At 61.0% G+C, this 25,512-nt stretch carries 21 protein-coding genes and 3 pseudogenes; 6 read left to right on the forward strand and 18 right to left on the reverse strand.

Annotated features, from left to right (window positions below; all coding sequences use genetic code 11):
• Positions 1 to 356 precede the first annotated feature (356 nt).
• A pseudogene (locus tag U5A58_RS40910) lies at positions 357 to 1,067 on the forward strand (DDE-type integrase/transposase/recombinase).
• Between the two features lie 511 nt (positions 1,068 to 1,578).
• Here the strand turns inward: U5A58_RS40910 and U5A58_RS36365 are convergent.
• The 4 genes and pseudogenes from U5A58_RS36365 to U5A58_RS36380 all read right to left on the reverse strand — a co-directional run bounded on the left by U5A58_RS36365 (position 1,579) and on the right by U5A58_RS36380 (position 5,626).
• Positions 1,579 to 2,085, reverse strand: coding sequence for a helix-turn-helix domain-containing protein (locus tag U5A58_RS36365; protein ID WP_321916161.1), 507 nt, complete (start codon positions 2,083 to 2,085; stop codon positions 1,579 to 1,581).
• A gap of 264 nt (positions 2,086 to 2,349) precedes the next feature.
• Positions 2,350 to 3,018 (reverse strand): annotated as a pseudogene (locus tag U5A58_RS36370) (alpha/beta fold hydrolase); the annotation flags it as partial.
• Positions 3,019 to 3,409: 391 nt separating this feature from the next.
• Positions 3,410 to 4,987 (reverse strand): aldehyde dehydrogenase (NADP(+)), encoded by a 1,578-nt coding sequence (locus U5A58_RS36375; RefSeq protein ID WP_321964979.1) that lies wholly within the window; start codon positions 4,985 to 4,987, stop codon positions 3,410 to 3,412.
• A gap of 15 nt (positions 4,988 to 5,002) precedes the next feature.
• Positions 5,003 to 5,626: an isochorismatase family cysteine hydrolase gene (locus U5A58_RS36380; protein WP_321964980.1), complete on the reverse strand. Its 624-nt coding sequence runs from the start codon at positions 5,624 to 5,626 to the stop codon at positions 5,003 to 5,005.
• A 476-nt stretch (positions 5,627 to 6,102) separates the two neighbouring features.
• On the opposite strand from U5A58_RS36380, the gene U5A58_RS36385 reads away from it, so the two are divergent.
• Positions 6,103 to 6,288 (forward strand): hypothetical protein, encoded by a 186-nt coding sequence (locus tag U5A58_RS36385; protein ID WP_321964981.1) that lies wholly within the window; start codon positions 6,103 to 6,105, stop codon positions 6,286 to 6,288.
• A gap of 670 nt (positions 6,289 to 6,958) precedes the next feature.
• Here U5A58_RS36385 and U5A58_RS36390 read toward each other — a convergent pair.
• The 3 genes from U5A58_RS36390 to U5A58_RS36400 form a co-directional block, all read right to left on the reverse strand.
• Positions 6,959 to 7,768 carry a DUF2971 domain-containing protein gene (locus tag U5A58_RS36390; RefSeq protein ID WP_321964982.1) on the reverse strand — a complete coding sequence of 270 codons (810 nt, stop codon included), beginning with the start codon at positions 7,766 to 7,768 and terminating at the stop codon, positions 6,959 to 6,961.
• Between the two features lie 652 nt (positions 7,769 to 8,420).
• Complete coding sequence (locus U5A58_RS36395) at positions 8,421 to 9,605, reverse strand: PDDEXK nuclease domain-containing protein (protein WP_321964983.1); 1,185 nt, start codon at positions 9,603 to 9,605, stop codon at positions 8,421 to 8,423.
• A complete protein-coding gene (locus U5A58_RS36400) occupies positions 9,602 to 9,880 on the reverse strand; it encodes an HU family DNA-binding protein (RefSeq protein WP_321964984.1) in 279 nt (92 codons plus the stop codon). Before U5A58_RS36400 ends, U5A58_RS36395 begins: the two co-directional genes overlap by 4 nt.
• A gap of 439 nt (positions 9,881 to 10,319) precedes the next feature.
• Here U5A58_RS36400 and U5A58_RS36405 point away from each other — a divergent pair, with 439 nt between their 5' ends.
• Positions 10,320 to 10,799: a hypothetical protein gene (locus U5A58_RS36405; protein WP_321964985.1), complete on the forward strand. Its 480-nt coding sequence runs from the start codon at positions 10,320 to 10,322 to the stop codon at positions 10,797 to 10,799.
• A 371-nt stretch (positions 10,800 to 11,170) separates the two neighbouring features.
• A complete protein-coding gene (locus U5A58_RS36410; RefSeq protein ID WP_321964986.1) occupies positions 11,171 to 11,362 on the forward strand; it encodes a hypothetical protein in 192 nt (63 codons plus the stop codon).
• Between the two features lie 64 nt (positions 11,363 to 11,426).
• Here the strand turns inward: U5A58_RS36410 and U5A58_RS36415 are convergent, their stop codons facing one another.
• Together U5A58_RS36415 and U5A58_RS36420 are read right to left on the reverse strand one after the other, a co-directional pair.
• Positions 11,427 to 11,657, reverse strand: a complete 231-nt coding sequence (locus U5A58_RS36415; protein ID WP_321964987.1) for a hypothetical protein — start codon at positions 11,655 to 11,657, stop codon at positions 11,427 to 11,429.
• Positions 11,658 to 11,933: 276 nt separating this feature from the next.
• The gene (locus tag U5A58_RS36420) at positions 11,934 to 12,536 is read right to left on the reverse strand and encodes an H-NS histone family protein (protein WP_321964988.1); all 603 of its coding nucleotides are present in this window, start codon (positions 12,534 to 12,536) and stop codon (positions 11,934 to 11,936) included.
• A gap of 602 nt (positions 12,537 to 13,138) precedes the next feature.
• Between U5A58_RS36420 and U5A58_RS36425 the strand changes: the two genes are divergently transcribed.
• Positions 13,139 to 13,471 (forward strand): H-NS histone family protein, encoded by a 333-nt coding sequence (locus U5A58_RS36425; RefSeq protein WP_321964989.1) that lies wholly within the window; start codon positions 13,139 to 13,141, stop codon positions 13,469 to 13,471.
• Positions 13,472 to 13,562: 91 nt separating this feature from the next.
• Here the strand turns inward: U5A58_RS36425 and U5A58_RS36430 are convergent.
• Positions 13,563 to 13,730, reverse strand: a pseudogene (locus U5A58_RS36430) (hypothetical protein); the annotation flags it as partial.
• A 34-nt stretch (positions 13,731 to 13,764) separates the two neighbouring features.
• Between U5A58_RS36430 and U5A58_RS36435 the strand changes: the two are divergent.
• Entirely contained in the window at positions 13,765 to 14,079 is a 315-nt protein-coding gene (locus tag U5A58_RS36435; protein ID WP_321964990.1) for a helicase, read from the forward strand.
• 122 nt (positions 14,080 to 14,201) lie between these two features.
• Here U5A58_RS36435 and U5A58_RS36440 read toward each other — a convergent pair whose 3' ends face one another.
• The 8 genes from U5A58_RS36440 to U5A58_RS36475 all read right to left on the reverse strand — a co-directional run bounded on the left by U5A58_RS36440 (position 14,202) and on the right by U5A58_RS36475 (position 25,502).
• Positions 14,202 to 17,201 carry an LPD7 domain-containing protein gene (locus U5A58_RS36440; RefSeq protein WP_321964991.1) on the reverse strand — a complete coding sequence of 1,000 codons (3,000 nt, stop codon included), beginning with the start codon at positions 17,199 to 17,201 and terminating at the stop codon, positions 14,202 to 14,204.
• Between the two features lie 22 nt (positions 17,202 to 17,223).
• Complete coding sequence (locus U5A58_RS36445; RefSeq protein WP_321916920.1) at positions 17,224 to 17,625, reverse strand: plasmid mobilization protein; 402 nt, start codon at positions 17,623 to 17,625, stop codon at positions 17,224 to 17,226.
• 62 nt (positions 17,626 to 17,687) lie between these two features.
• The gene (locus U5A58_RS36450; RefSeq protein ID WP_236597020.1) at positions 17,688 to 18,023 is read right to left on the reverse strand and encodes a killer protein; all 336 of its coding nucleotides are present in this window, start codon (positions 18,021 to 18,023) and stop codon (positions 17,688 to 17,690) included.
• Positions 18,024 to 18,062: 39 nt separating this feature from the next.
• Entirely contained in the window at positions 18,063 to 18,554 is a 492-nt protein-coding gene (locus U5A58_RS36455) for a hypothetical protein (RefSeq protein ID WP_321964992.1), read from the reverse strand.
• On the reverse strand, positions 18,551 to 19,279 hold the full coding sequence (gene stbB / locus U5A58_RS36460; protein WP_321964993.1) for a StbB family protein: 729 nt from the start codon (positions 19,277 to 19,279) through the stop codon (positions 18,551 to 18,553). Before stbB ends, U5A58_RS36455 begins: the two co-directional genes overlap by 4 nt.
• A gap of 41 nt (positions 19,280 to 19,320) precedes the next feature.
• Complete coding sequence (locus U5A58_RS36465) at positions 19,321 to 21,939, reverse strand: DUF5710 domain-containing protein (RefSeq protein WP_321964994.1); 2,619 nt, start codon at positions 21,937 to 21,939, stop codon at positions 19,321 to 19,323.
• Positions 21,932 to 23,977 carry a type IV secretory system conjugative DNA transfer family protein gene (locus tag U5A58_RS36470; protein ID WP_321964995.1) on the reverse strand — a complete coding sequence of 682 codons (2,046 nt, stop codon included), beginning with the start codon at positions 23,975 to 23,977 and terminating at the stop codon, positions 21,932 to 21,934. The genes U5A58_RS36465 and U5A58_RS36470 overlap by 8 nt, the downstream gene beginning before the upstream one ends.
• Positions 23,978 to 24,350: 373 nt before the next feature.
• Positions 24,351 to 25,502: an ATPase, T2SS/T4P/T4SS family gene (locus U5A58_RS36475; RefSeq protein WP_321964996.1), complete on the reverse strand. Its 1,152-nt coding sequence runs from the start codon at positions 25,500 to 25,502 to the stop codon at positions 24,351 to 24,353.
• Between the last annotated feature and the right edge of the window lie 10 nt (positions 25,503 to 25,512).

Here is a 25,512-nt window from a genome sequence, read left to right on the forward strand (position 1 = left end):
CGGACGAGGACAGCTTGAGGTCGACGACACCGTACTCGCCACGCTGGGCGCTGGGGTCGTGATTGACGGTGGTGTGGGTGTTGCCCGAGAAGAGAACCTTGTCGATCGTGGTCATGATCTATTCCTTGATGAAAACATGGGTTAAGACGTATATGCGTCGCATGTGATCGTATCGCATGCGACGCAGTATGCAGGCAAGCCACACCATTGTCAAGCACATGAGATCTAATCGTATGCGATATTAATAATTGGACGGGATTGCTGACTGGCCCGAAGTTGTGGCCCATCAAGGGGCACCGGTCACAGCAAATGTTGGCTCTGCCGGCTTGACGGGGAGGCGGCGGTAGAATGAAGTGGTGAAGAAAACGAATTCGCTTTCTCACGGTCACCGCTTCCCAGCCGTCGTCATCAGCGGCGCGGCTCGCTGGTATTCCGGTTCAGCCTAAGCCATTGTTGCTTTAGCGTGATGTTGTGGTCACATACGAGACGATCCATTGCTGGTGCGACAGGTTCGCACTCGAATCGCCCATCGCGCCAAAGCGGCGAGGCGCAATCCTGGAAGAACATGGGATGTGGAAAAATGCTCGTGACGCTGCATGGGAGCCGTATTTGTCGCGGCGAGCGGTCGACGAGCATGGTGCTGAACTCGACGTGCCGGTGCACGAGCGGCGCGACGCCGCGGTAAAGCGCTTCTTCCAGCGGGTGTTGCGTTCAAACCTGCTGCCGCGCAAGACCGTTACCAACCAACCGCGCAGCTATCCCGCAACAAGGGCTGACATGCCCGAGCTCGCTCATGTGAAGCACGTCTTCGTCAAAGCGGCGGCACGCGTGAACAACCGTGCCCAGAACAGCGACGACCATTCGATCCGTAGAGGCGAACGCCAGATGTGCGCTTTTCGCGATGCGCGTCGCACGCAGGCATCCCTCTCATGCCTCAACCGAACAGGCAGCACTTTGCTTTGCCCTGACATCAAATAGACGCAGCATGTCATTGTGCCATACTCAAAGAACGCTTCGCCGCATGGCATGGTCGGACTGTTACTGCCGCACTCGAGGAAGTTGTCTGATAAGAATAACGACGCTTCAGCTCAGCAAGTTATCTTCGCCTGCCAACATCACAGAGCCTTGTGAATTCCTCGGCAATCCTTTCGTCATCCTGCCATGCATATATGCGAATGCCGCGGAGTTCACCCGGACGATGCCACTGAACCGAAGCGTGCCGCCCTCTTTCGGCTTTATCTTGGAACCCATTGGTCGAATGGCGCATAGCCCTCTAAGCTGTCAGAAAACGGACCGCCCAAGAACGGTGTGAGGCCGTAGCGGGGTACATCCTCAATGTTTGGGAGGAGGACACTGACGCTCTCGCGCAAGCGCAGAAGAAGGTCCTCTGAAGTCTGGATTGTATATACGCGATCAACAAGCCCACGAACCTTCGCCTTGTCGTGGATCCCACAGCTCTCAGTGACCAATGCGCCCCAGCGCGACGCACGTGGCGACAAGCTCATCGGTCACCAGCGCCTTGGGGCAGTAGGCGCTTATTGAGCCCGAAAGCAACACTCGCACATCATCGTATCTGCGTCATGCTGACTTCAGTGCTTTCGCTGCCTCCTGTCGCGCAGCGCGCTCCTGTGCGTATGAGGGACTCAATTCGGCCTTCAGATCGCTGCGCTTCAATGGTTCGCCACACGCCTGACAGAAGGTGCCAACGCCGGCATCGTGGCCACAGGTGAGATGCGTATAGCGCACCGCAATGTCCTCGCCCCGTGACTTGCACCAAGTTTCGCCCCATTCGCGCAGTGCCAGGATGACAGGGTAGAACGCTCGGCCCATCTCCGTGAGTTCGTATTCGTAGCGGGGCGGCTTATCCATGTAGCGCTTGCGCTTAATCACGCCGTCTGCTTCGAGCCGTTTGAGGCGCGCGGAGAGCATCTGCGGGGTTGCCTGCGACTGCGCCAGCAGGCTATCGAATCGTCGATTGCCCATGAAAAGTTCTCGCACGATCAGGACAGCCCACCTGTCCCCAATGATGGCCTGAGACCGTGCGACCGGGCACAGCGTATCGTTCATTTCAGGCAGCCCAGCCATTCGAACCTCCTTCGAAATCACATTGCCTATTAAATATGATAATCATATTGATTATGGCATCGTACAGTACACTGGTGCTCCGGTCACGCATTCCTTTGAAAGCCTGCGACGTGCGCAGATGCCTTTCACGCTAGTGTCAAGGCGCCCGCCGATCACGTTGCCAACAGCTCTTCATCACTTCTGCGCGTTGGCTCTGGCTTTTCTGTTTCCTGTCACGACTCACGTGTGCGCGTTACGTTCTCTGTCGGCATTCAATACAGCCTGTCACGCGGCGTCCAAAAACAACTGCGCATGACTGACAAACAATTCGGGATACTGGAATTGTGAGCCGTGCCCAGAGTCGGGATACACGATGAGCTGCGCGTTCGGGATACATTGCGACAGCGTGAAGGAATTGACCGTCGGCACCATCACGTCGTTGCTGCCGTTCACCACTAGCGTTGGCTGCTGAATCGTCTTAAGGTAGACGTACCGTTCGCCACGCTGCTCGCGCCATGCGAGGAGCGCGGCCACCTGAGCCTGAGCGGTCTGAGGGGAGGAAGGTGGATCCTGGTCCTTACGCTGGTGGCGACGCTCCCAAAACGCCCGCCCCGCTGCCTCGCTCGATGCCGAAGGTGAGAAGAACAGAAACAGGAAATCCTCCCGGTTAGGTGTCGGGTTGCCCGCCACCTTGAGCACCTTCGGATCCGTCCCCGGCTCGCCGTTACGCGGAGCGGTGCCCAGCAGGATGAGCTTTCTAACTAGGTGCGAGTGGCGCAGCGTGAATTCCTGTGCGACATAACCGCCGATCGAGAAACCGATCACATCGACCTGAGACACTCCCAGAGCATTTACGAATACCGCAACGTGATCCGCCATTTCTTCAATCGTATTGGGCGTCTCGCCGGTAGAACTCGCCACGCCCGCGTCGTTGAACAGGATGATTGGCCGCCCTTTGGCGAGCCCATCCGTTACAAGTGGATCCTAGTGGTCCATCCCGCCGCGAAAATGTTGCAAGAACAGGAGCGGTGTGCCCGTATCCGCGCCGAAACGCCGGTACGCGTATCGGATTCCATTGGCCTCGACGAAACGCGTGGGGGCCGTAACATGAGTGTCAGCAGTCGTACTCTTTCCGTGGGTTAGCTAATATGGTGTTGAGCCGCGAGTCCCCCGCGGTTGTGTACCGCAGGGCCCTCGGCCGTCACCAGGTTTCCGCGTCGCGCATGAAGCACAACGTCGGATCTTTCACCGGTAGCTCGGCTCCCAAACTCTCCGGTGTGAACGGATTCCGACAGAAGCGAATATCACCGCCAATCACGTTCACGTTACTGAGGACGTCCGTCTATCACGCTTTGGACAACTCTCCATCGGTGAGACGCCAGATACCGAGAGGATTGTTATGCTGCAGGGCTTCCGGCAGCAGTTCGTCGGGAAAGCCCTGATAACAAACAGGTCGCAGGAAGCGCTCAATCGCACTCATGCCAACCGAAGTGAATCGACTGTCCGAAGTTGCGGGAAACGGGCCGCCGTGAATCGATGCATATGACACCTCTTGCGGATGCGCAAATGCATTAACAACGATGCGCCCAGTACGACGTTCGAGAACAGGTAGCAGGCGTTCAGCGAGCGCATAGTCGACCGTATCGATCTGCATTGTTGCCGAGAGTTGGCCGCGAAACCGCCGCGCGATGGCGATCAGTTGCTCTACATCCTCGACCCGCACCAGCAGCGCAGCCGGGCCAAAGACTTCCTCCGACAATGTGGGTTTGTCGAGCAAGCATGCGCCGTCGACCTCGAAGAGAACCGATTGACCGTCCCACTCACCATGTGGTTCACCGCCGGCTGCAATTTGCACCGCACCCGCATTGTTCTGACGCTCCAGGTTCTTGCGATATGCCATGTTGATGCCTGGCGTAAGCATCGTACGCGCCTGCATTTCGTCGACGCGGAGCATCATCGCGTTCTTTAGTTCAAGGTAACCCGGGCCGTCCACGGCGAGCAGGATTGCCGGCTTCAGGCAAGCCTGACCAACGGTGACGAGCATGCGCTCGGTAAAGCCGTCGCCGATTGCGGCGCCACGCGCGGCAAGCGCGGCCGGCAGGACAAAGGTCGGATTGACGCTCGTCATTTCCGTAAAGACCGGTATCGGATCCGGGCGCCGCTGCGCGCGCCGGAACAGCGCCATTCCACCACCCTCAGAACCCGTAAAGGTCACGCCCTTGATCAGTGGATGATCGACCAGCGCTTCACCGATCTCGTTACCGGCGCCACGAAGCAGTGAAAACACCCCTTCATGCAGGCCAGAATCGCTCACAGCCTGCTGGATCACACGCCCCATCAGCTCCGATGCACCCGGATGTCCGTTGTGCGCTTTCAGGATGACAGGACAACCTGCGGCCAGCGCCGACGCAGTGTCACCGCCCGCGACCGAGTATGAAATCGGGAAATTGCTTGCGCCAAAGATCGCGATCGGACCCAGTGCGATTTTCTGCATCCGGTGATCCATCCGTGCGCGCGGTTGCCGGGCCGGCTGAGAGGGATCGATCGTTGCCTGGCGAAAGCGTCCTTGTCGGACGACGCTCGCGAACTGCCGGAACTGAATCGCCGATTTCGCAGCCTCTCCTTCGAGCTGAGCGACCGGCAAGCCGGTCTCAAGTGAGGCGCGCCGCGCCAACTCCGGTGTGATGGCATCGAGGCCGTCCGCGATACGCTCGAGCAACGCAGCGCGCACGGCAAGACTTGTGCGGTTATAGCTCTCGAACGCGTCATCAGCCAGTTGTACCGCACGATCGACCTGTTCGATTCCACCAAATGTAAACAGCGGTTCAATCTCGACATTCATCACTGGATTCAGCGCCATCATTCTGCCGGCCGTCCCCGACACTTCCTGCGCGCCAATTAATAAATTACCGGTTAGCTTCACTAGTTATCCTTACAATTAGATGGGAAGTGCGGCAACCATCTGTGCCGTCGTCAGGATTGCATGGGCGAAGGTCGGGCCGTTCAAATCGTGTGCGGCACGCATCATTTCCTTGGTGAAAGCGGCCGTTGCATCTCTGACAAGCGTCACGTGATAGCCCAGTTCCATCGCGAAGCGGCTCGTGGACTCAATACATGTGTTCGCCAGCAGGCCGACTACGATCACATGCGTGATCCCTTGTTGTTTAAGCTGGAAGTCGAGGTCGGTATTCGCAAACCCGCTTTGGCCCCAGTGCTCGTGAACGATGATGTCGCCTCCCTGCGGCACGAAATCAGGATGCCACTCTCCTCCCCACGTACCCTTGGCAAAAGTCTGGCGTTGCTGCACGAGGCGTTGAGTCGGATTCGGGTGATCCCAGTTGTCGTAGTCACCGGCCTGCCAGCGTCGATGCGGGACGTAGATGATCTGAATATCCGCTTTCCGCACGGCCTCTACCGCGGCGCGGAGGTTGTCGAGAAGGCGGACGTCTGTGGCGACATCGCGGAGCATTGGGAACAGCTTGCCGCCGTCCGAAAGAAAGTCGTTGTACGGGTCGACCAGCAACAGTCCCGTACGCTGCGCTTCATAAACAAGATCGGACATTTCAGTACTCCATTCACAAAGTGTGTGCGAACAGCTTCGCGTCGTGCAGTCGTTTTGGACTGCTTTTGTTGGACGATTCGTGATGCCTTCACGCATCACATGGTCCCGCCAAGGATATAACTATGATAATCATATCGTCAAGATCATGTGAAGCCTTGCGGCTAGTTTTCGTCCAGTCGACAAAGCTCGCTATCCGCGTCTGGACCGCGTCAGTTGCCGATCTTCGTATCGATTGCATGATGGCTGATGGAGGCCACGACGATGCCTTTTCAGTGATAGGAGGGGCGCACCGACGGCCATAACTCTCCGTTCAATGCAATGCTCTCATTTACATCCATTCGGATACGCATGCGATTAAATCTCATCCGCCTTATGCCACAGCTAACTTTGCGCATCTTACTCCACGCTGCACTTGACACTATGAATACCATAGTTATATAGTCGCAGCGCGTGTCCACGCATAGGAGGGATTCGTCATGGAAGGGATCGAGAAGATCCTCGTCTCAGGCAACGGCCACGCCAAGCCCATTCGCGCTACCGATGACCAGCGTGGTGGGCACGGCGCGCTCGAACTCAAGCTGTCAGCATCCGCCGTCGAACGCCTGGAATTCACCGCCACCGAGCTGCACCCGAGAGCTGAGAAATTGTTTGCGGGCACCTGATCGGCCTGTTACGCGACAGTATTCGGGAAGGTGCCCAGTAGAAGAAGATCACACTGGCGCCCGGCTACTCCGTGGACATTCAGCTAAGCATGACGTTCGAGTTGGGGTCCGCCTGCGGCGGTAACTACAACTTCACGACACGGCATGTCTTCTCGGACAGTGACGGTACGCGATAGAGGTGAATTGGGTCTGATTCTGTTCACATGCATAATGGCGTGGCACTCCGATTTGTCGAGTTACTCGGTTTATGGCCCGGTAAGCAAGGCGTTTCAAAGTCGAGCGGCCGTCTAGTCAGAGGTCCCTGTAACCGACCTCGTCACAACACCCAATCTCGAATTCAAAAATGAGATTGAAGAAGCGGGTGGCGCCGAACGGCTGGAGTCAAGCATCGTTGCGACGTTCGGTGAAAACCGCCGAAAGGCAGGTACGGGTCGCACTGCGCCTGTCGCCACCCTACCAATCACGCCGCACCCATGCAAAACACATGAGGCCGTAGCCGGCAAATACCGGCCTTCGATCCAAGCATTCGCGCCGACTTTCATACGTTGGCTCCACACCTTCAGCAGCCGTTCGCTTCCTGTAACCCCAAAGCCGGCCCTTAGCTCTACACAGATTGAAGGTTATGTCGGGGGCTACGGGGCACTCCAGTTCGTGGTTTCCGCGGTGGTGGTTAAATCGTACCCAGCATGGTGATGTCCAAAAGGAAGTGCCTGTCGTTCAACTTGGCTTCGTAGAGCGTCACCGGACTACCCCTCTGTTTGAGTAAGTTCGTTGCGTAATCACGATCTTCTGGCGACATCAGTCGTCCGAAAATTACACCTTCTAATAGTTCGATTGGATAGGCAGTGAGACGTTTCGCTGGGTCCTTCCTGAAATTGATGACTCGCCATTCGTGCTCATACTCCCAGCCCTGATACTTCGTCAGGAATATTCGCTCAAACTGACTTTGCTTGTCCGTGTCGTCGAAGAAATCGACGACCGGGTAGTCCATGCCGTATTGCACCGGCTCCGCGAATGCGAAGAAATCAAGGCTACGAAACTTTAGGCACATACCTGTATGCCCGGCCGCGTAGTGATAGAACATCACCGGATCGCGATCATTCTCTGAGAGGCATAAGACGCCAACCGTATTTTGCAAGTCTTTCGACAATAAAGCATGCCCCATGCGGCAGAGTGATTCATCGAACTGCGGATACTGCCTAGCGTACTCTTCCAGCAGGTTCCTGCAATGATCGCCTTGCGCATCTGGATGATCGTGCTTCACCTTGGCTTTGATTACGGTTTGACGAAATTTTTCTCGTTCCTCCGGTGTCCCACCGTCGAAGGCGAATCCTGGTCTGCAATCCATCGGATCGTTGAAGGACTCAGGAGCGGCAAACCACAGATGAGGTGCGAGTAACAGGTCGTCAAGTTGCTTCTGACGCTTCTCGTCCGATGGCGCTCGTAGGGGGGTGTACTTGAAAAGGTAATCCGGAGGCATGGCTCGAACTCGACGGGTGGCTATCAGGTTACTCTAACAACAGGATAGCCATCTGCATCGGGAAGCGGTAGATGAGGTGCAGTGTGCGGACATCTACCCTGTAGCCAAACGGGCGAACGGCCGTTGTACCTTGGAAGCCGCCGTGTTGGTCACGCCGGCTTGAAGGTCCGAAGTGGGTGGCGGATTCAACCGGTCGATGCAACACCTAGAATCTGCGTGAGCAGCGGAGGTATTGCATCGACCGGTTGAATCCGCCGTCGGCAACACGCATTCGCTGAGCTTCGTAGCGGTCGTTCGCCTCAGGTTGCAGACGCGATTTTAATCAGTCCGGCATTCGCTCACCCGGCGACCTAGTGGAGCCCGCCTCAGGTGGAAGACCAGGGGTGAAAAACAGTGACAATTCAGCCCATCCGGCGTCCACTACCTGCTGGCGCTGCACGTCTCTGGCTGACCGAGTCGTTCGACATGTCCTAGGCGTTAGGTTGTTCGCAACGCGAATCTCAACATTACAGCCGGAACTTCACGCGCGGATTTAATAAGCAGTGCGAATACCTCAGTCAGTGCGGTGCGACATGACGATTACATGCCTGACTGAGGCGATGCGGCCCGGGACTTTCAATGGAGGCTGATTTATTGTGGAATGCGACGGCTATCAGGATTCCGGCGCTCCCTCGTCCGAACGTGCGGATTGCTTGCGCTCTTCCAGTGCAATGCGGGTGCGTTCGAGTTCCCCCGCTATCAGCATCTCGTCCGGCAGCACTGTCCGGTACTCGGCCGCCAGGATCTTGTTCGGCAGGTTGTCGAGTGCGTAGTGCGCTTCGGCCGCCCCTTTCTCGGCGCACAGTATCAGCCCGACCGGCGGGTTTTCACCCGGCTTCATCCAGTGCTCCCGTGCGTAGTTGAGATACAGGTGCATCTGCCCCGCGTCCGCGTAGCTGAAGCGGCCGACCTTCAGGTCGATGATCACAAGGCACTTCAATCCGCGGTGGAAAAACACCAGATCGACGCGAAACCACGTGTCGTCGATCCGCAGGCGACGCTGACGGCCAAGGAAGGCGAAGTCATCGCCGAGTTCCAGAAGAAAGTCCGCAAGGTGCTGGATCAGCGCCGCTTCTAGATCCGACTCCGAGTACTCGTCCCGGATATCCAGAAACTCGAGGACGAACGGGTCACGAATCGCCTCTTCGGGCGTCACAACGTCACCCGGCTGCGCATCGCCGGCCTTGCTGAGGAGGGCCGCCTTGTTGCGCGAGAGCGCCAGTCGTTCATAGAGCTGACTGCCGATCTGACGGTCGAGCTGACGCACCGACCAGCCCTGCCGCAACGCCTCCGTCTCGTAGAAGGTCCGGGCGGCCGCGGTCTTCACGGAAAGCAGCCGCACATAGGCGGACCATGGAAGCGTGAAACGGCTGGCCAGCGAGAGATAATCCGGCGCCGCTGCACCCACGTTGACCGCACCGCCTGCCGGGGGCGATTTTCCAGACGGTGTCTGGATGTTCCCGGGGGGCATCGATTTTCCAGACAGTGTCTGGAAAATCTCTTCCTCTGGCCAGGCGAGATAGAACGCGCGCATGCTCGCCAGGTTGGCCCGCCCGAACCCGCGGCCAAAGCGGCGCGTCAGGTCGTCTGCGAGGTGCGCGATGAGTGCCTGCCCGTAGCCGGCGCGTGCCCGGCCGCCCTGCTCGCTGCCGACAATACGCCGCCCGATCTCCCAGTAGGCAGCGGTCATGACCGAATTGACGTTGCGTGCGGCGGCCTGTCGCGCGGACTCGACCACCGTGACCACGCCATCATGAAGCCAGGCGTAGTCGCCGGGCACTATCACAGGCTTCGTCATGACGCGCTTACCGCCTCCTTGAGTGCCTTGGCGGCAGTAAATTTCGCCGTTCTCACTGCGGAGATGTAAATCTCCGCACCGGCGGCCGGATTGCGGCCGCTGCGGGCCGCGCGTCGCCCCACCGAAATTGGACCGAAACCAACCCGTTGCACGGAGCTACCATCGACAAGTGCATGCGTAATGATCCCGGGCACGGCGTTCCCCAAGCCAGACGTGGCGGTCTTGCTCCCGCCGGTACCAGCCGCTACCGTATCAATCAGTCCCTGCCTGTTCATGGCCTCTCCTGTCCAGGATGCGAAACCTGGCACCCTACCGCACGTGCCGCACGCTGGCAAATCCAGGGCGTACAGGCGGTCGGGGGTGCCCCTTCCTTCACCCGCCCGGTTCCAGCCATTTTGCCCAGTCGGCGCGACGAGTGCGTATCAGCCACCGTCTGCTACCCAATCCCCCGCTGTCGGTCACTCCTGCCGCCGTGAGGCGCAGGTTGCAGGCACAGCGCGATGACGGTTAGTTGCACGAATACATTGAATGGTAGCAGGCCGGCGGAAGATTGAGGAGCAGCAGGAGTCACTCGCGAGAAGAACCGCAACGGCCGGCGACGGAGGTGAAAACCCGGACCGCCTCGTCAAAGGTTAAATCTGGCAGTGGCACTTGATGCCGCTATGTGTGATCCCAATATGGCCGTGTCAAATCCAGATCAACCAGCTGCCGGACATGCCCAGCAAGAAGAACTCCCGCTCAACGCTTCGGCCAGGTGCCGGAATGCACGCAAAGTCGCTCTTTCTCCCCATGCCGCACAAGGAAGCGATGGATCTCGCGCTGCGTGCGCGGATCGCGCTTGAGCGCCTGCGCAATGGTGCAGCGGACCGACCGCTGATCAATCTCGTCTCGCAGGTCGTCATCATCGCGGGCTTCATCACCCGGGCGGGACACGGGAAGCTCGATATCGGGGAGATTGAACGCGTTGAGCGTGGCCTCGGAGACGTGCTCGCCGAGGCAGATAGCAGCGGAATGTGGAATGTGCCTGAATTGTTAGTCGAAGGCCTCATTACCGTAATAAATGAGTACGACCGGCAGCTCTGTGTCACGCGGATGGAGATCATTGTCCGGGCAAGTGATCATCTCGGGAAACAGGTTGATCTGGCCGCGCGTGATACCCGCACCGACGACAGCCACCTGCAGGTCGCACGGTAGCTCATCAAGTTTCCCTTGCCTGCATCACTCATCAGTCAACGCGCCGTGCATTAAAGCTCGCCGGCAGTGGCAGACCTGCGGGTGTGAGAAACCGAGAGCAAACGTCATACGGTTTGTTCTCGCCAGCCCGATGGTAACCAGCCCCCATAGACGGAGACCAAACCACAGTGCGTACGCCGCGAAGGAACAGGAATCGCGATGGTCACGCCGTGTCATGGCCTGCGAAAGCGCGCAACCACTCACAACAGGCAATTCAGCAACGCCCAGCAGACCGAAGACAGGCGTATCCCGCGCTACACTGCGTCCACAACCAAACGCCCCCCGCTCTCGAACAATGCGGTGCCAGCAACCACGCCCCAGAACGAAAAAACATGGAAATTCGCGTTGCGTACGAACATAGTCTGGCCTCTGCGCCAGAAGAATTCATCGTTCAGGTGCCCTCGCAACTTGTGACCGATATTCCCGCGAATGTGCCGCGCGCGCTGTTGCCGGAGTTCATCGCGAACCTGATCGTCGAACGCTCACCGAGCATTGGAAAGATTCGCAATCTCAGGGTTCTCTAGCGGATTGCTTATCCTGCGGTGACGTCTGACTGATGAGCGACGTTGTCGCGCAGCGCAAGAAAACTCAGAAGAGGCTCTGTTGCCTGATATCGCGCGCCGGCGGCAGTGAAGGTTTCTGGCGTCGTGCGCCTTTGCGTCGGCGACGCACGTGGGCGGACAGTTCGAAGCTTTCATCCGCAATGCTGAGCGTCAGCCTGAACTGCGTCAGCCCATCCGGTCCGATACCGGGCTGCACCCGCAGCGATGCACCCATGTCGAGCCGACGGGCACGGTCCACAAGTTGCGCGCGACTCATCCCCGGCCACGCGTGCGAAATCAGTCGACCAACCGCCGGAGGAACCGACTCGGGTGGACAGTCAACTGGCAATGCGAGAGAAACAAGTTCAAAACGGTAAGCCATTGGATTGACGGCTCGCGGCCCGAAGTCCGCACTTCCTCACGTACAAACATGGCGCCGCTCTCATGTGAGGTGACGCGCGAAGGGACCTGAGTAATCAGTCGTAGCGGGCCGCGAATGCGGCGTGGCCCAGCATGTCACTGCGCCAGCTACGACTGGATCGCCCGTTACCGGTTACACTGCTGCGACTTCAGGCGTGGCAGCAGCATCAGCTGCGGCCGGTGCCTTTCTGGCTGCAACCTTGCGCGGCGCCGATGCCTTTTTCGCGGGTGCTGCGGCCTTGCGTCCACGCGCGCCCTTTGCCGGAGCCGCCGCTGCACGGCCAGCCTTTTTCATGGCCACTGCCGTCGTCGCCGCCTTTTTGGCCACGACACGCTCTGCTGCAGCCTTCTTCGCGGGAGCCGCCTTTGCCCCGGTGTCCTTCGCTGTTGCACCGCCTTCAATCAGAAATTTTGAACGATCCTTGACATCGCGAATCCAGAGCGGTGCCAGGCCACGGCCCGACCACGTCGCACCCGTTTTCGGATCTGCGTATTTCGGCGCAACGTGATGCACAATTGCACGCGGAGCTTTTGCTGCCGCCTTCGCCTGTCCAGCCGCAGGCTTGCGACCGCGCCGTTTCGCAACAAAGCCTTCAATGTCGGCGACAGTCAGTCCGTGCTTGTGCATCAGGTCGCGGATTTTCGTCAGACCCACCGACGACTGCTTTTCGGCAATCGCTGCTGCCTGCTTCTGGAGTTTGGCAATTTTCGAGTTGATTGTGTCCAGGGTAACCATTTCTATTCCTCTCTGTGGGATTTACCGTTCATGCGATCCTGGAACTTCCCTGTCCGATTTCCCAGGCACTTCGAAGTTTGGCATGCCCGTCAGAATTGACGCCTTCGTCACGGTCGTGATTATGACTTTATTAATACGCCCGCGCAAATCAAATACATGGTGCGCAGCGGTTTGAATGCCACTGGTGGTTAAAAACAGACTCACGCCCGAGTTGTCTGCTCGTTCCGCAAGGCCTGCTTTTCCCGATCGAATGCTAACCCACTGCGAAGGAATCGACTCTCTATTGTCCAGACATGTACCCACGCATCGTCGTTCGCCCGACCAAAGTTGCTGTCCACTGGACCCACGATATCGCGAGTACAACAAAAGACGACGAATCGTGCGTACGCAAACGAAGCGACGCTCGCCGGTTGGCTTATACTATTTAAATGTGCCAGCCGCGAGTCGCGGCGCCTTCCGTGTGCCGCTCCCACCAAAACGTCGATCAAGCCGTCACCGCCCACTTCGCTACCGCATGTCCAGCGTTGGGTCACGTGATATCCTGGCGGCACGCGATTTGCATTCACCTGCCCAACGACAGATTGTTGCGCGGAGAAGACTCAATGGATGAACGAAAGCGCGAAAGCATCGTGGCCTATCTGTTGCGACGGATGGCCGAATTCGGAATCAACCCGGAAGACATTGCCACATCAATTGCAGCCGACCAGGAGCGTTTGCGGGCAGTGCGTTTTCGCGACGCTTCTGGCAACACCTGGGATGGCAAAGGTGCTCCGCCACAATGGGTAGTCCAGGCGATCAGCGCTGGACAGTCTCTTGAGCATTTCGCAATTGATGGGGCATCAAACCGGGACTCGGGCAAACGCACCGGCGCGAACTGGCGCAATGACCCGTTTGCAGGTACCAGACTGGCAACAGCCAGGACAGAGGACGTTTGAACTGCCCTGGAGCAGAACGTGAGAACGCAGGCATTATCCCCTTGAATATAGCTTGCAGGTCGTCACGCGGCTCCAGGCATTCAAGTCTCTCAAGCAGGCTCGCCAGATTGTGGTAAGCATCCGCGTACGACGGATCATGCTCAAGGCAACGCTCATAGCCTGCAGCGCCGTCAAGCCGCCCCGGCTCCTCAAGGGCAACGGCCCGCTCCCCAGGGTTGAAATGCTCCAGAGATATCACGCCGGTCGCAATTACGCCCACTGTTAGAATGGCAGCCTTTTTTCAGGAGACGCAAATGTCCTGGTTCATCTATGAAGTGCCCGAATACAACGAAGACGGGGCGCGCATCGAACCGTTCAGCGACCTGCGTAGCCGCGTCGTGAAACTCAGTGGGCAGGCAATGGCTGACGAACTGGAAAGCGTCCGGGAGAACGCCGCAACGACGGCGGACACGCCCACGCGCCCGCTGCGCACGGCGGAAAACCCGCACGTTTTTCCGATCCCTTATGCCGACTCCATGATCCTCGTCGGGTTTATCTTCGAACTGAAGCGCGAGTTCCGGCAACTGGTGGTGTCACCCGTGGAAATGCCCTGGCTCAGGGACGCGTAGAGAACGGGACAATCGAAGCAATCCCAAACCTGAGCGGCGAACTACACGGCGGCGGCGCCATGTCGCGAAGCCGGCCCACGAACTACGGACAGCTGATTCCGGAGTGCCAGGCCGATCGAGCATCAGAGGGTCGGCTTGCCATCGTCGGAGGAGTTCGGCCAATCCTGTGCCAGTCGATCGGTTTTCGGCTGTAGTGGTGGATCGGTTGGCGGAGAGGCACCAGGCGTGCCGAGCGCGTCCTGCACCTGCTGGTTGACGCGCGCGTGGCGATATTGGTCCATCGCCCGGTTCAGTCGCTCGTCGCTGAACTGTACGCGCAGCCCGGCGTCCACGACCACCCTCGCGGCCGCCAACTGGTGCGCGTCGTCGCCAGTCAGTTCGAGCGTGCGACCGAACTTGCTCTGCGCGAGCCGTAGCCCTGTTTCGATGGCGGACCGCTCCGCCTGCAGCACCTGAACACTGGCGCCACGATCGCGAACAACGTCGCGGCCATCATACTGATAGGTGACGTGGCCACGCTCATTAACCGACCAGGACAGACCAGGCGAGCGGAAAATGATCGCGTTGTATTCGTCCTGTGCGTGCCCCCGCGGCGTGTTCGGCCGGATCACATTGAAGGCTTCGCCGCCGAGATCGGCATTGACCTTGACCGCACCCGATACACGCTCCGGGCCCGCAGTGCGTCGCAACTCCTCGAGCGCGCGCTCATCGCCCTGCACCGCGCGCGTGCGCAGCCAGCCGGAAAAGCTCGGGCCGCCTGCCGCTCCGAATTTTTCCTTGAGTGCGGCCCGCTCGCGTGCGATCGACTCCCGCAGCGCGTCGTCGCGGCCCAGTTGCCCTGCGCGTGCGAGTGACGTCGCCGCGCGTCGGCCAGCCGGTGTGAGTCGCACATCCCGCCGGATTTCCGCACGCCTGGTGTCGAACGCGGCGCGGATCTCAGCGCGGCGCCACTGTTCATTTGCGCGCTGTGTGAGCCACGCGTCGCTACGGGCCGCGACATGCGCTTCGCGCGCGACCGAGTATTCACGCCAGAGCGCCGCGCGTGGCAGCTCGCGCGAAGCCGGGACCGGCTCACCGGCCTGCTGTCGCTCATACACTGCGCGTAGCAATGGTGCGGCTTCGCTCCACGACAGATTCAGTTCTTTAGTCAGGAAGTCCGACACGTTGAGGTTGCGCGAGCCCGCGCGGATGCGATCGGCGCCGTCGCGTCCCGTCGTGACCGCATATTTCGCGGGCCGCACGCCGTGCGTGTGCGACAGTTCGGCAAGCAGGCGACGGGCGTCAAGACCCTGGCGAATCTCACGAAACTCGGTGTGCTGACTACCTGACTCATCACGCTGCCGAAGCTCGCGCGCGAGTTGCGAGACCACACTGTCCGAGACGCGGCCAGTGTGCCGCGGTGTGGCATACGTGGCGTCGTCGGTGCGAGAGCGGCGCGACCGGTACGGTGGAGCATCAACCGCGAATGCGTGCAGCGTCCGCAGGATTGGCCCGCTTGCCTCGAACTCGAACGACGCGTCGATCGAGTCGAACCGGCCTGGAAGCGCGTCTCGCCGGTTGCCGGAAAACCAGCCTGGCGGCGACATGCCGGATGGTGTCCGTGCCGGATGCGACTGCATCATTGGCAGGCTGTCGAACGGATCGCCGAACGCATAGTGCCTCTCAAGCGCACGGTTGTACGCGTCCAGCCCGCTGACTGAGGGGGCTGCGTGCCCTACTCGTTGCGCTGCAGGCTCTCCATCGCGATCTGCAGCCCGTCGCAGGCCGTGCGCGGATACGGCGCCGTCTGGCTCCAGCTGGTGAAACGCATGATGCGGCAATAGCACTGCAGATCGATGTCCGACGCCGTCCACAGGGCGGCCGGGCACGTTTCGCACAGCGTCGAAGGGTTCGGGCGCCGCGTGCGCCCCACCTGGGATAAGGTCAAACTCGGCATCGAGGCCGCCGTATCCATCATCGAAGGGTTCGGGCGCGTCGAGTTCTGATTCGCGCGCGCCTCTCCCGTCGACTGCGTCGGGCGGCTGGGCGCCGAATTCAAATGCGCGTCCGCTTCTGTGAAGATGTTCTGCGAGGGCTGGGAGGGAGTCGTCTGCTCGTTCATGATGTGCCTTCAGATGTTGTGCGTAAAAACCGCGTTCGAGATCCGCAAGCATCAGCTCGCGATCGTGGGGAGAGGATTCCTGATAACGCTGGTACTGACGGCTACCGCTGTTGAGATACTTCACTTCGCGCGCGCGGGTCGCGTACCACTCATCCAGCACGGCCGCTATGTGCGCTGGTGTGCGTCTGGGCGCAACACCCGCCTCATAACGGTCGGCCGCATCTGCCGACAGCGCCTGCAGCTTCTCTGCGGTCGGCAGTGCGATGAATTCAGGCGTGAATACGTATTCCTTGAGGTTCACGCCCTTGTCGGCGCCAGCCGGCTTCACATTCAGGTAGGCGTTGTCGAGACCGGTATTGCGCATGCGCACGGCACCGTGCCCGTGCAGCAGCGCCATGAAATCCGCATGGGTCTCGATCTGGCGATCCAGCACCGCGTCGAGAATCTGTTCCTTCAGCTCACGACCGTTCGCACGGAACAGGTCGCCACGGTAGCGGCTGATCATTTCCGATGCGTCGGTCAGCAGCGTGCGCCGGTTGTCCTTCGGACTCGCAAGGCCATACTGCGCGTTGACATGCTCCTGGAACGCGTCGATGAAACTCAGGTTGGCGCGCACGTAGCCGAGCGGTTCCAGGTGCCTTTCAGCCAGCAGGTTCCAGCGCGGAATGACGATGTGGATGTGCGGCTTGCGCTCAACCAGTTCGCCAGTCCGCTGGTCCACATAGCTCTTGATCCGGGGCAGGTGTGCCTCGGCATAGAAGCTGTATTCGTCCGGGCGGTAGGCGTGCAGCGCGAACGCCTCGAACTCCCGGACGATCTGAAACAGCGTTTCCCGGGCGACGTGATCCTCCTTGAAGGAGAGCGTGATGGACAGGTAACGTTCGACACCGGGTGCGGCGTTGATCGACTGGATCACTGCGTCGGTCAGGTCGAGATCACCGGCGAGCACCACGCGCTCATCAAGGTCATCACGATCCAGGTCGCGGCCAACCTTGCGGCCTTCCTCGAGGTACTGCTTCACGCCGTCGTGACGGCCGTCCACTCTAATCAACACGATGAAGATGGGCCTTCAGCAGTTGCGTGATCAACTCCAGTTCGTCGACCAGGGCGACGAACGTGGATTCGGATAGCTGGCCAGCCACGCGCGCCGTATTCGCCACGTGGACCAGCTGGTTGAGGTTGTTGCCGGTCTTGTTGATCACGTACATGATCCGTTGTCGCTCAACGGACGCGGGTGGGCGCGCGACGATCTGCGTACGGTTCGTCAGGATGCATTCGCGCAAAAAAACAGACGGACTCATGCCGGAACGTTCGACCTTTTCATTGAAGATCTGCCACTGGTCGTCGGTGAGCCGCGTGCTGACCGGCCTGCCAAGGGCCTTCTGCGCTTTTTTTCGACCACGGCGCCTGGCTTGCGCCACAACATTGAGATCGTCTGCGCTCATCGCATGTTTTCCGTTACCAGAGAGACATCGGGCGGCGTACTGCCGCCACCGGCGTGCAAGAGTCAGGGACCGTACTGGGTTCGCCCGTATTGCGAATTGACAGGCCCCTTCACGTCACTCCCGGCCGACTGGCACTGGTTCAGGAAATCGCCTCGCGCGTTGGCCGTGCCGCCCTCATCGAAGTGACCGTGGTGAAAGCGGACGATGGAAAAGTAGCCCGTCTCGTATTCGGCGCACGTCTTGCCGCCATTGCCACCCATGATCAAGCCGGCAAGACAGAGCACCGCGCCACACGCATCCTGGTTATCAGCGGCGTGCGACGACGGCGTGGCGAGCGCACAGGCCAGTGCCGCGCTGCACAGCGCGGCCGCAATCGCCCGTCGTTTCATTGCGTTCATGATCTAACGTTCCCCTCGAGGAGATGCGGTGGTTTTCGGCTAGGTGAGCGTGTGTGCCAGACGGGCAACGACCCAGATGAGCGCGGCGCCCGCGCAGAAGGCAATGCCCATGAAGGCGACGAGCGAACCGGTTGCTGCAACTGCCGGATTCGTGGGTACGACGCGACCACGCGATTCAACGGCAGCCCGCAGCCGCGCCAGTTCGTCCACGACATCCGCTGTTGCCGCACGTCGCGCCTGGTCAGCCGCCTTCGCGGCCACCTCGCCGATGAACGCCTGGCGCGATTGCGTGAGCAGCTTCGTCAGTTGCGTGTTCTCCTCGCGCAGCGCCTGCACCGTCGCGGTCAGTTTCTGGTCGGTGGACTCCATCAGCGCGACAACATGGTGTTGTGCATCCACGACCTTCATCTGCTCGATCAGGATCTCCGCGAGCACGGCCAGCTCGTTCGACGCCGGCATCGTGGCGATCACGTGGCCCAGGCGCTCAGACGCTCGCCCGGCGTGATCCGGCTGCGGCGTCGGCTCGTTCATGCATCTACCCCTGCCATCAGCGCGGTAAACGCCCGATCCAGCAACGGCTCGATCGACAGCGCCTTGCGTTTGAGGCCAACCAGCCTCACAAGACGGTCCTTCTCCGAGGCACTCGCAGCGTCGATCAGCTGCACCTTGTAGTCCACCCCGTCTGTCGCAATATCGTGGATCGTACGACCGGCGGCCGCCGCAAGCGTAAACACGTCGTTCTTTGGGATCAGCGCATCCTGATTCAGTTCGAAAGTCCGCTCCCTCTCATGCAGTTCGAACAGTTCCCCGAAGTGCCGGCGCAGCGTTACCTCGCGGTCCTCGCTCCTGACCAGATCGACCTTGTTCAGCAGCACACGGATGCGCCCAGGCTCGACGTCGAGATCCGCGAGCATGTTGATCGTCTTCATGGAGTCCTTCATCTGCTTGCTCTCCGGTTCGACCGGCACAACGAAGCACGCGTAATCCTCCTGTGCCCCTTTGGCACCATTGAGGCGGTTGAGATACTCCTCGACGTTCGACGCACCGATATCGACCAGCAGATCACGGCCGCGCATCAGCTCGTCATGCAGTTCGTCAAAGCGCGCGGCAATCATCACCTCGACCTTCGGGCCGGCCGAGTCATCCGTATTGATTGACTCAATCTGGCGCACCAACATGGACGGCAGCCTTGGCGCGAGCAGTTCGCGGGTCACGGTAGTCTTGCCGACGTTGCCTGAGCAGTTCACGATAGCCATACTCATTTCGAAGTCCTCATCAATATTTGGAGTGCCGCCACTTACATCACCTTCGGCGCCAGTCGGCCTGTTTGCGCTTGCGCGGGCGGCGGGATGTTCGACGGGCCCTGGGCAGGCGCGGCCTTCGGTGCCGTCCACGCCGCATGCAGCTCGGCCGCGCGCCTGTCGATCTCGGCCGGGCCGGCATCACGACCCAGTTCGCCGCGTGCAATCCGGGCCTCGATCTCCGTGCCCGCCTGCATGCGGGCATCGAACCGGCGGATCACCTCGGCACGCATGCGCGTGGGGGCCCGCTCAAGTGACTTTTCAAGGACTTCGCGCAACTGCGCGACAGTTTTGGGTGCTTCAGGCGCGGGCGATGCCGCCGTGTGCGCTGCAGGCGAGAAACGCGCTGCGCTAGCCGCCGCTTCCGGTTTTGGGTTTGACGGCGCGCCCGCTGGATTCTCCTTCGCCGGGTTCGTCTTCTGCGCGACATCCGGCGCGGGCGACGTTCCGGCCTTGATCGTCAGCGCCGCACGTTCACGCTTCACGGCCTCGAGCAATGCCTCGTCGCTCTCGGCGGGCCTGAAGCCCTTTACATCCACACCTGCGAGGGACGCTTCGATCCACGCGTTGCGGCGGAACGTTTCGCTGCCGCGCACGACGATCGAATCCCAGTTCTTGGCCTTCGCCACCGCCACCATGTCGGCAATCGTTGCGCGATCGTTCTGCCGGGAGTTCAGGCGTGCCCCCACATCCTCGAAGTGCGGCTGCATGGTCGCTCCTGGATCCCGCTGCGCGCCCGAAGACGTACCCAACCCGGCCTCCATGCCATCGAGCTTCCAGAACCGGCCATCCTTCACCATATAGCGCGCCGCGATATGGGCGGGCACGTCGTAGCCGTCTTTCGTCACGACCGGCTTGCGTGAGGCAGGATCGACGCCGATCTGGTTGTCGCTACTGTCGGCGACACCCGCAACGGCAGCCTCGTGCGCGTCTGCCGCTGCACCGGCGTCGCCCGCGTGCTGCCCTGGCATCGGCTTGCCCTGTTCGCGAAGCAACCGCTCGGCGGCCTCTCGCTCGCCGTCGCGCACCGTGCGCACGCGCTCCAGATCCTGAGTCGACACGGAGTCAAACGCCGGGCGCTCCGGATCGTTCGCCGGATTTCTTGCGTCCGTTTCATTCTGCGCGAGCGTCTGCGTGCGCCCGATCTGCGTGTCGATCGTGCCCGACACGGCTGGTGTGTTCATCGACGTATCGTTCGCTGCGCGGCCGGGCTGAACGACGGGTTCGTTAGCCGCCGCCGCGTTGACAGTCGGGCGAGCGACGTCCTCGTTGCCGGGTACGGCATTTCCCGTGATGCCACGTAGGCGCATTGCGTCGTCGATTGCCGCTGCATCGCCGACGTCGGCAAAGGTCACCGCATCGCCGTCCATCTTGACGTCCGGCTGCGCCTGCGAGGCTGGAGATTGCGCCAGTGATGCATCGACCTGCCTGTCGAGTGCTTCGCGCACGTGGGTCACGAACGGCTCGCGGGCGGCCGGCGACATAAATTCAAGCTCCTGATCGAGCGCGGCGGCAACTTCAGGCGCGGTCCTGCCTTTCGCGAACTCCTCGCTGATACGCCCCGTCAGCTCGCGAAAGTCGGCCAGGTCTTTCGCCACCATCGGCCAGTCCGTTCTGTCCTCGTGCTCACGACCGGTCGCAGGCATCGCCTCCACGGGGTCGAACGCTTCGGCGATGTCCGCGAAGGTGGCAATGCCGTCGTTGCGCTCCGGCTCGCGATGGCGATGCCGGTGTTGCGGCGCGACGCTTGCCCCGTCAACCGCAGGCGCATCGTCCACCGGGTCGGAATCCGTCACGTCGCGCGCAGGCGTGCGCTCGTCGATTTCCATCGGACTCAAGCCCGCTTCGTCGCGAAGTTTGGCCAGCGCTGCGGCTGCCCGTGGCGGCAGGGTCTCCGCCGCAAAACCGGTGCGGTTGCGGATCTGCTCGCCAATCGCGCGCTCGCCATCAACAGCGTTGCCGGACTTGCGCCACGCTTCACGATGGATCGACTCCAGCCGCTGCTCAAGCGCCAGCGTATGGTTGACCTCGTTGCCACGCAGCGTGACCGCCGTCGTAATCGACTGGATCATTTCGCGAAAGCGGCGGCCGAGCGCCGCGTCGTCGAGCTTCGGCTGTGCCGCCTGCTGGCCAACGCGCGCGCCCCGTCCATACAGATGCTGCCGGTCGGCGAAATACTGGTGCCGCGCGTGAACACCGGCTTCCCGCACTCCGTCAATCATCTCGAACGCAGAGGCACCCTGCGCGCGCAACCGGTCCCGTGCCTCCAGTCCCGCCTTTTCCGCGGCGGCCTGAAGGGAATCCCGCACGAAGGCGCGGGACTCATCGAGCGGTTGACCCATTAGCTCGCTCAGCCGCGCGGCTTCCCGCTCGATGTCGGCTTCACTGCCGAACAGCGTCTGCGACTGCCCGCGCACTGCTCCGGGTGGCTTCCCTGCCTGCGGCTCTTGCGCTGGCATCCACCGCGCAAAGGGCGCCACGTTAGTGCCGCGCGGCACGTACCATTTTTTCGATCGCCGGTCGAACCTGGCGCCCAGATCGTGCGCCGCGTCCTTCTCCCTGAACGGGACGTCCAGATACGTCCGTTTGCCTTTCGGCCTGTTCGGGTCAGCCATGTGATACCTCCTTTGCCTCGTTGTCCGCCGGCGCGACAGACGCGAGCGCCGGTTCAATCCGGTCCTGGACAGCGTCATCCCCGCCTGCCACGTTGAAATCGATGCGGATGCCCGCGAGCATTTCGCGCACGTCCTCGCGCATCGCGACGCCAAGCTCGGCCAGGTCAGCCTCGAAGCCCGCGAGCGCCATGCCGGTCGCGAGTGGCCCGGGCGCGCGTTGGTCAAGCGCGAGAAGCTCGGCCGCGGTCAGCGGCTTCGCACCCGCCTGACGTGCAAGTCGGATTTCGCCAGCGGCCCTCGCGGACAGCGCCGCGTGATACGTCTGCGGGTTGTGCGTCGGGATGCCGGTCGCGCGCAGCTCACCAGCACGCCAGGCCGCCCTGATTTCGTCTTCGGTGGGCAGGCGCTTGTTGATTGCAGCGAGCATCGGACTGACCGAGCGCATGCGGTCGATGAACAGGTCATCCTCGTAATAGGTCGCCTTCTCGCACAGGATCGGACGCTGGAAACCAAGCACGATTTCCTGGTCCTGCTCCATGCGCTTCAGTTCCTGATCGAGCATCAACGCGCGGCCCTGATCTGACGTGTTCGTGCCGGTCGACGTGTTGCGGCCGTGATTACGGCTTTTCGAGGTTGCCTTCTCGGTGAACGTCCCCAGGGTCTCGGACAGTTCCTTTGCATCCTGCTGGTTGCCAGGCGCGTACGCCACCAGGACTGCGTGGTTGGTGATCAGCGTGCGCGCCCCGGCCGGCCCGTACAGATCGTTCGGCTCCAGCTGCGCCTTCGACTGCAGGATCGTGAGCAGGCGAATCCAGTAGCCCGCGATGAACGCGTTGCCCTTGTCGAGTACCTCGATGCGACCGAGCGCAGTAAATTCGTCCCCCACGCCAAGACACTGATATTTGATGGTCGGATCGTCGCCCGGCAGCATGTCGAGGTTGTCCTCGATCCACTGCGTGTAGAACAGGTTGCCGAGCAGGCTCGCGACGGCAAGCTCACGCACCGGCAGCACAACGTAGATCGACATCAGCTCGCGCCGCACGCGGTCGAGCTCGAAGTCGCATGCGCTCGTCGCCTGGTCGACGATCGGGTTGCTGAACAGGCGCAGACCGGCGTTAAACGTCGCAACGATGTTCAGCATCGTCTCGTCGGGCGAGGCCAGCACGCGCGAGAGCGCGCCCAGGCAGTCGCCCGACAGCGGCAGCCCCTTCTGCGGCTCGTGCTGCATCAGATCCGACAGGTGCTCACGCACTTTCTTGTCGGGCGTGCTTGCGAGCCGCAACACCTGTCCGAACGTACAGTCACCCGTCATCTCCATCAGGTAGAGCGCAAGGCCCATGAACAGGTCACTCGCCTGCTCATAGAAGAACTTGTTGCGCCCGTCGGTCGTGTGATACAGGCGCGCTGCAATCGCCTGCAGGCGACCGACCCGCACGAAGGATGCACTCTTCGCAATCCTGAAAAGCGGATTCCAGCGGTGCGTGTAGCCAGTCTGATCAAATGGCGCCCAGCGAAACACCTGCTGGCCGCAGGCCTGCCGGTACCGTGACGTCAGGTCGTAGTTCTCTCCCTTCACATCGAGTACGACCACCGAATCCGGAAAGGTGAGCAGATTCGGGATCACAATGGCTGCACCTTTGCGTGAACGCGTTCGCGCAGCAACCATCACGAACTCCGTTCCGCGGAACGTCAGGTACTTGCCCTTGTACCGCCCGACGATGATCGACGGGTCGCGGTGATCGCCCTTGCGGCCGCCCCTGTTTCGACCGCGCCCGTTAGCCTCATCGAGCAGGCCGTACCGCCGAACCTCGTAGCTGTAGGCGAAGCGGGCATCGCCATGCAGTTCGCGCTTCGGCTTCATGACCAGCGCCGCGACGATCGCCGCGACCGGCACAAGCGGCACGATGACCGATGCCGCTGTCGCCATCTGCAGCGAGCGTTTCACCGCCTTCACGTCGCCAAAGGCGCGCCAGTAGTCGTGCAGCGTCCACACCCCGATTGCGGAGTCCGGCAGCTTTTCCAGCTTCGCAAACAGCATCGCGCCAACGTACTGGCCAGCCGCAGCGAGACCGATCGGAACCACCAGTGCAAACAGACCGGCCGCGATGATCCGGTCGGCAAGCGTCGCGGTCTTTAGCAGCACGGCGCTTGCACACACACCCCACAACGCGCACGTCACGACGACGAGAGCAATCACGGCACCCATTTCGACAGGATCGCTGATCGCGTCGAGATGAAGCAGACGGCCGGCGGCGAACACGACTGCGCCGGACACAATGCCAAGCAAACCGCCAACAAGGAGACGGGCTTTCATGCTGACGCTCCCGCTGCCGCCTGCGTCTGCCGCTCCTGGGGTTCCGGGCCGGTTTGCCCGCCACTGTCACCAATGGCGGAATCGTTCGGTCGCGCTCTCATGCATCACCTCGCAGCAGCCTGTTTTTCGTCGCCGGATCGAACCAGATTTCCGTCAGATCGCGGTTCTCCATGAACAGCACCACGTCGACCGTCGTGCGGATCTCGCGCATCAGGTAATCAAACGGGAGCGTCTGGCCGACCGGGCTTTGTTTGACCAGCGTGGCGATGCGCGTGAGCGTCGCGACCGAGTCGTTTGCGTGCACCGTCGTCAACCCGCCCTGGTGCCCGGTGTTGAGCAGCGTCAGGTAGTCCCAGGTTTCGTCGCCGCGCAACTCCGCAAGCAGCACGCGATCGAACTTCATGCGCAACGTCGCCTTCACCAGGCGTCGCGCCGGAATCGCCTCACTGTAGAAGAGGTGAACGTGATTGCGATGCAGTGGCAACGGCAGCTCGTGGGTATCCTCGATCGTCGCCAGACGCGCCTCGCGCGGAATAATCGGGATCAGGTCGGCCAGCGCCTTCATCAGCGTGGTCTTGCCGGAGCCCGTGCCGCCCACGAGCACGATGTTCAGCCGGTTCAGTATGGCCAGCTTCAGAAACCGCACGACATCGCGCTGCGCAAGTGCGTCGAGCATCTCATGCTGGAAGCGCGCCAGGCCATAGGCGCCCAGCGCCCGGGACGGATTGAACACCGCAGTGGCACGGCTGACGTCCAAACCCTCTGAGCCTGCCGGTGCCGCCGCAGCGTCGATGTCGCCCTGCGTCATTGCGCTACTACCGCCGGGTGCGTCCCGGACCACATCACGGAACCTGGCGAACCGCCCGGCGTCCGACCACTGCTGTACCGAAAGGCGCGTTGAATTCGGTACGCGAATCGTCAGCGACACAGTGCCCGGCTCGCACGCCGGTGGAATCACGATCTGGCCGCGCTCCCCGTCGGGCAGGCGCACCGGCTTTTCCGGCTCGGCCGCCGATAGCGGCGGCTTCGCCTTGTTGTAGATGGCCAGAGCCGGTGCGAACTGGTTCAGCATTTCCAGCGACGCATTCGGAAGATCATGACGCTGCCAGCCGTCACGCGTTTCGGTCCAGCCTTCATAAGGTCGGTTGATCGCTAACTCGGTGACGCCGGGCATCGCCAGCATTGCGGCGATGCCGAGTGTCTTGAGGTGACTGCGTACCGTAAGACTGTCGTCGTATTGCATGCTCATAAGCATCCCG

The organism is Paraburkholderia sp. J7 (assembly GCF_905220155.1).
Lineage (GTDB): Bacteria > Pseudomonadota > Gammaproteobacteria > Burkholderiales > Burkholderiaceae > Paraburkholderia.

Coding starts and splice junctions, on each gene's coding strand:
- U5A58_RS36400 (WP_321964984.1), bottom strand. CDS start 9,880: ATGAACAGGCAGGGACTGATTGATACGGTAGCGGCTGGTACCGGCGGG.
- U5A58_RS36385 (WP_321964981.1), top strand. CDS start 6,103: ATGGAAGGGATCGAGAAGATCCTCGTCTCAGGCAACGGCCACGCCAAG.
- U5A58_RS36475 (WP_321964996.1), bottom strand. CDS start 25,502: ATGAGCATGCAATACGACGACAGTCTTACGGTACGCAGTCACCTCAAG.
- U5A58_RS36425 (WP_321964989.1), top strand. CDS start 13,139: ATGGATGAACGAAAGCGCGAAAGCATCGTGGCCTATCTGTTGCGACGG.
- U5A58_RS36415 (WP_321964987.1), bottom strand. CDS start 11,657: ATGAGTCGCGCGCAACTTGTGGACCGTGCCCGTCGGCTCGACATGGGT.
- U5A58_RS36365 (WP_321916161.1), bottom strand. CDS start 2,085: ATGGCTGGGCTGCCTGAAATGAACGATACGCTGTGCCCGGTCGCACGG.
- U5A58_RS36395 (WP_321964983.1), bottom strand. CDS start 9,605: ATGACGAAGCCTGTGATAGTGCCCGGCGACTACGCCTGGCTTCATGAT.
- U5A58_RS36410 (WP_321964986.1), top strand. CDS start 11,171: ATGGAAATTCGCGTTGCGTACGAACATAGTCTGGCCTCTGCGCCAGAA.
- U5A58_RS36455 (WP_321964992.1), bottom strand. CDS start 18,554: ATGAACGAGCCGACGCCGCAGCCGGATCACGCCGGGCGAGCGTCTGAG.
- U5A58_RS36380 (WP_321964980.1), bottom strand. CDS start 5,626: ATGTCCGATCTTGTTTATGAAGCGCAGCGTACGGGACTGTTGCTGGTC.
- U5A58_RS36450 (WP_236597020.1), bottom strand. CDS start 18,023: ATGAACGCAATGAAACGACGGGCGATTGCGGCCGCGCTGTGCAGCGCG.
- U5A58_RS36465 (WP_321964994.1), bottom strand. CDS start 21,939: ATGGCTGACCCGAACAGGCCGAAAGGCAAACGGACGTATCTGGACGTC.
- U5A58_RS36470 (WP_321964995.1), bottom strand. CDS start 23,977: ATGCTGTTTGCGAAGCTGGAAAAGCTGCCGGACTCCGCAATCGGGGTG.
- stbB (WP_321964993.1), bottom strand. CDS start 19,279: ATGGCTATCGTGAACTGCTCAGGCAACGTCGGCAAGACTACCGTGACC.
- U5A58_RS36445 (WP_321916920.1), bottom strand. CDS start 17,625: ATGAGCGCAGACGATCTCAATGTTGTGGCGCAAGCCAGGCGCCGTGGT.
- U5A58_RS36435 (WP_321964990.1), top strand. CDS start 13,765: ATGTCCTGGTTCATCTATGAAGTGCCCGAATACAACGAAGACGGGGCG.
- U5A58_RS36405 (WP_321964985.1), top strand. CDS start 10,320: ATGCCCAGCAAGAAGAACTCCCGCTCAACGCTTCGGCCAGGTGCCGGA.
- U5A58_RS36390 (WP_321964982.1), bottom strand. CDS start 7,768: ATGCCTCCGGATTACCTTTTCAAGTACACCCCCCTACGAGCGCCATCG.
- U5A58_RS36420 (WP_321964988.1), bottom strand. CDS start 12,536: ATGGTTACCCTGGACACAATCAACTCGAAAATTGCCAAACTCCAGAAG.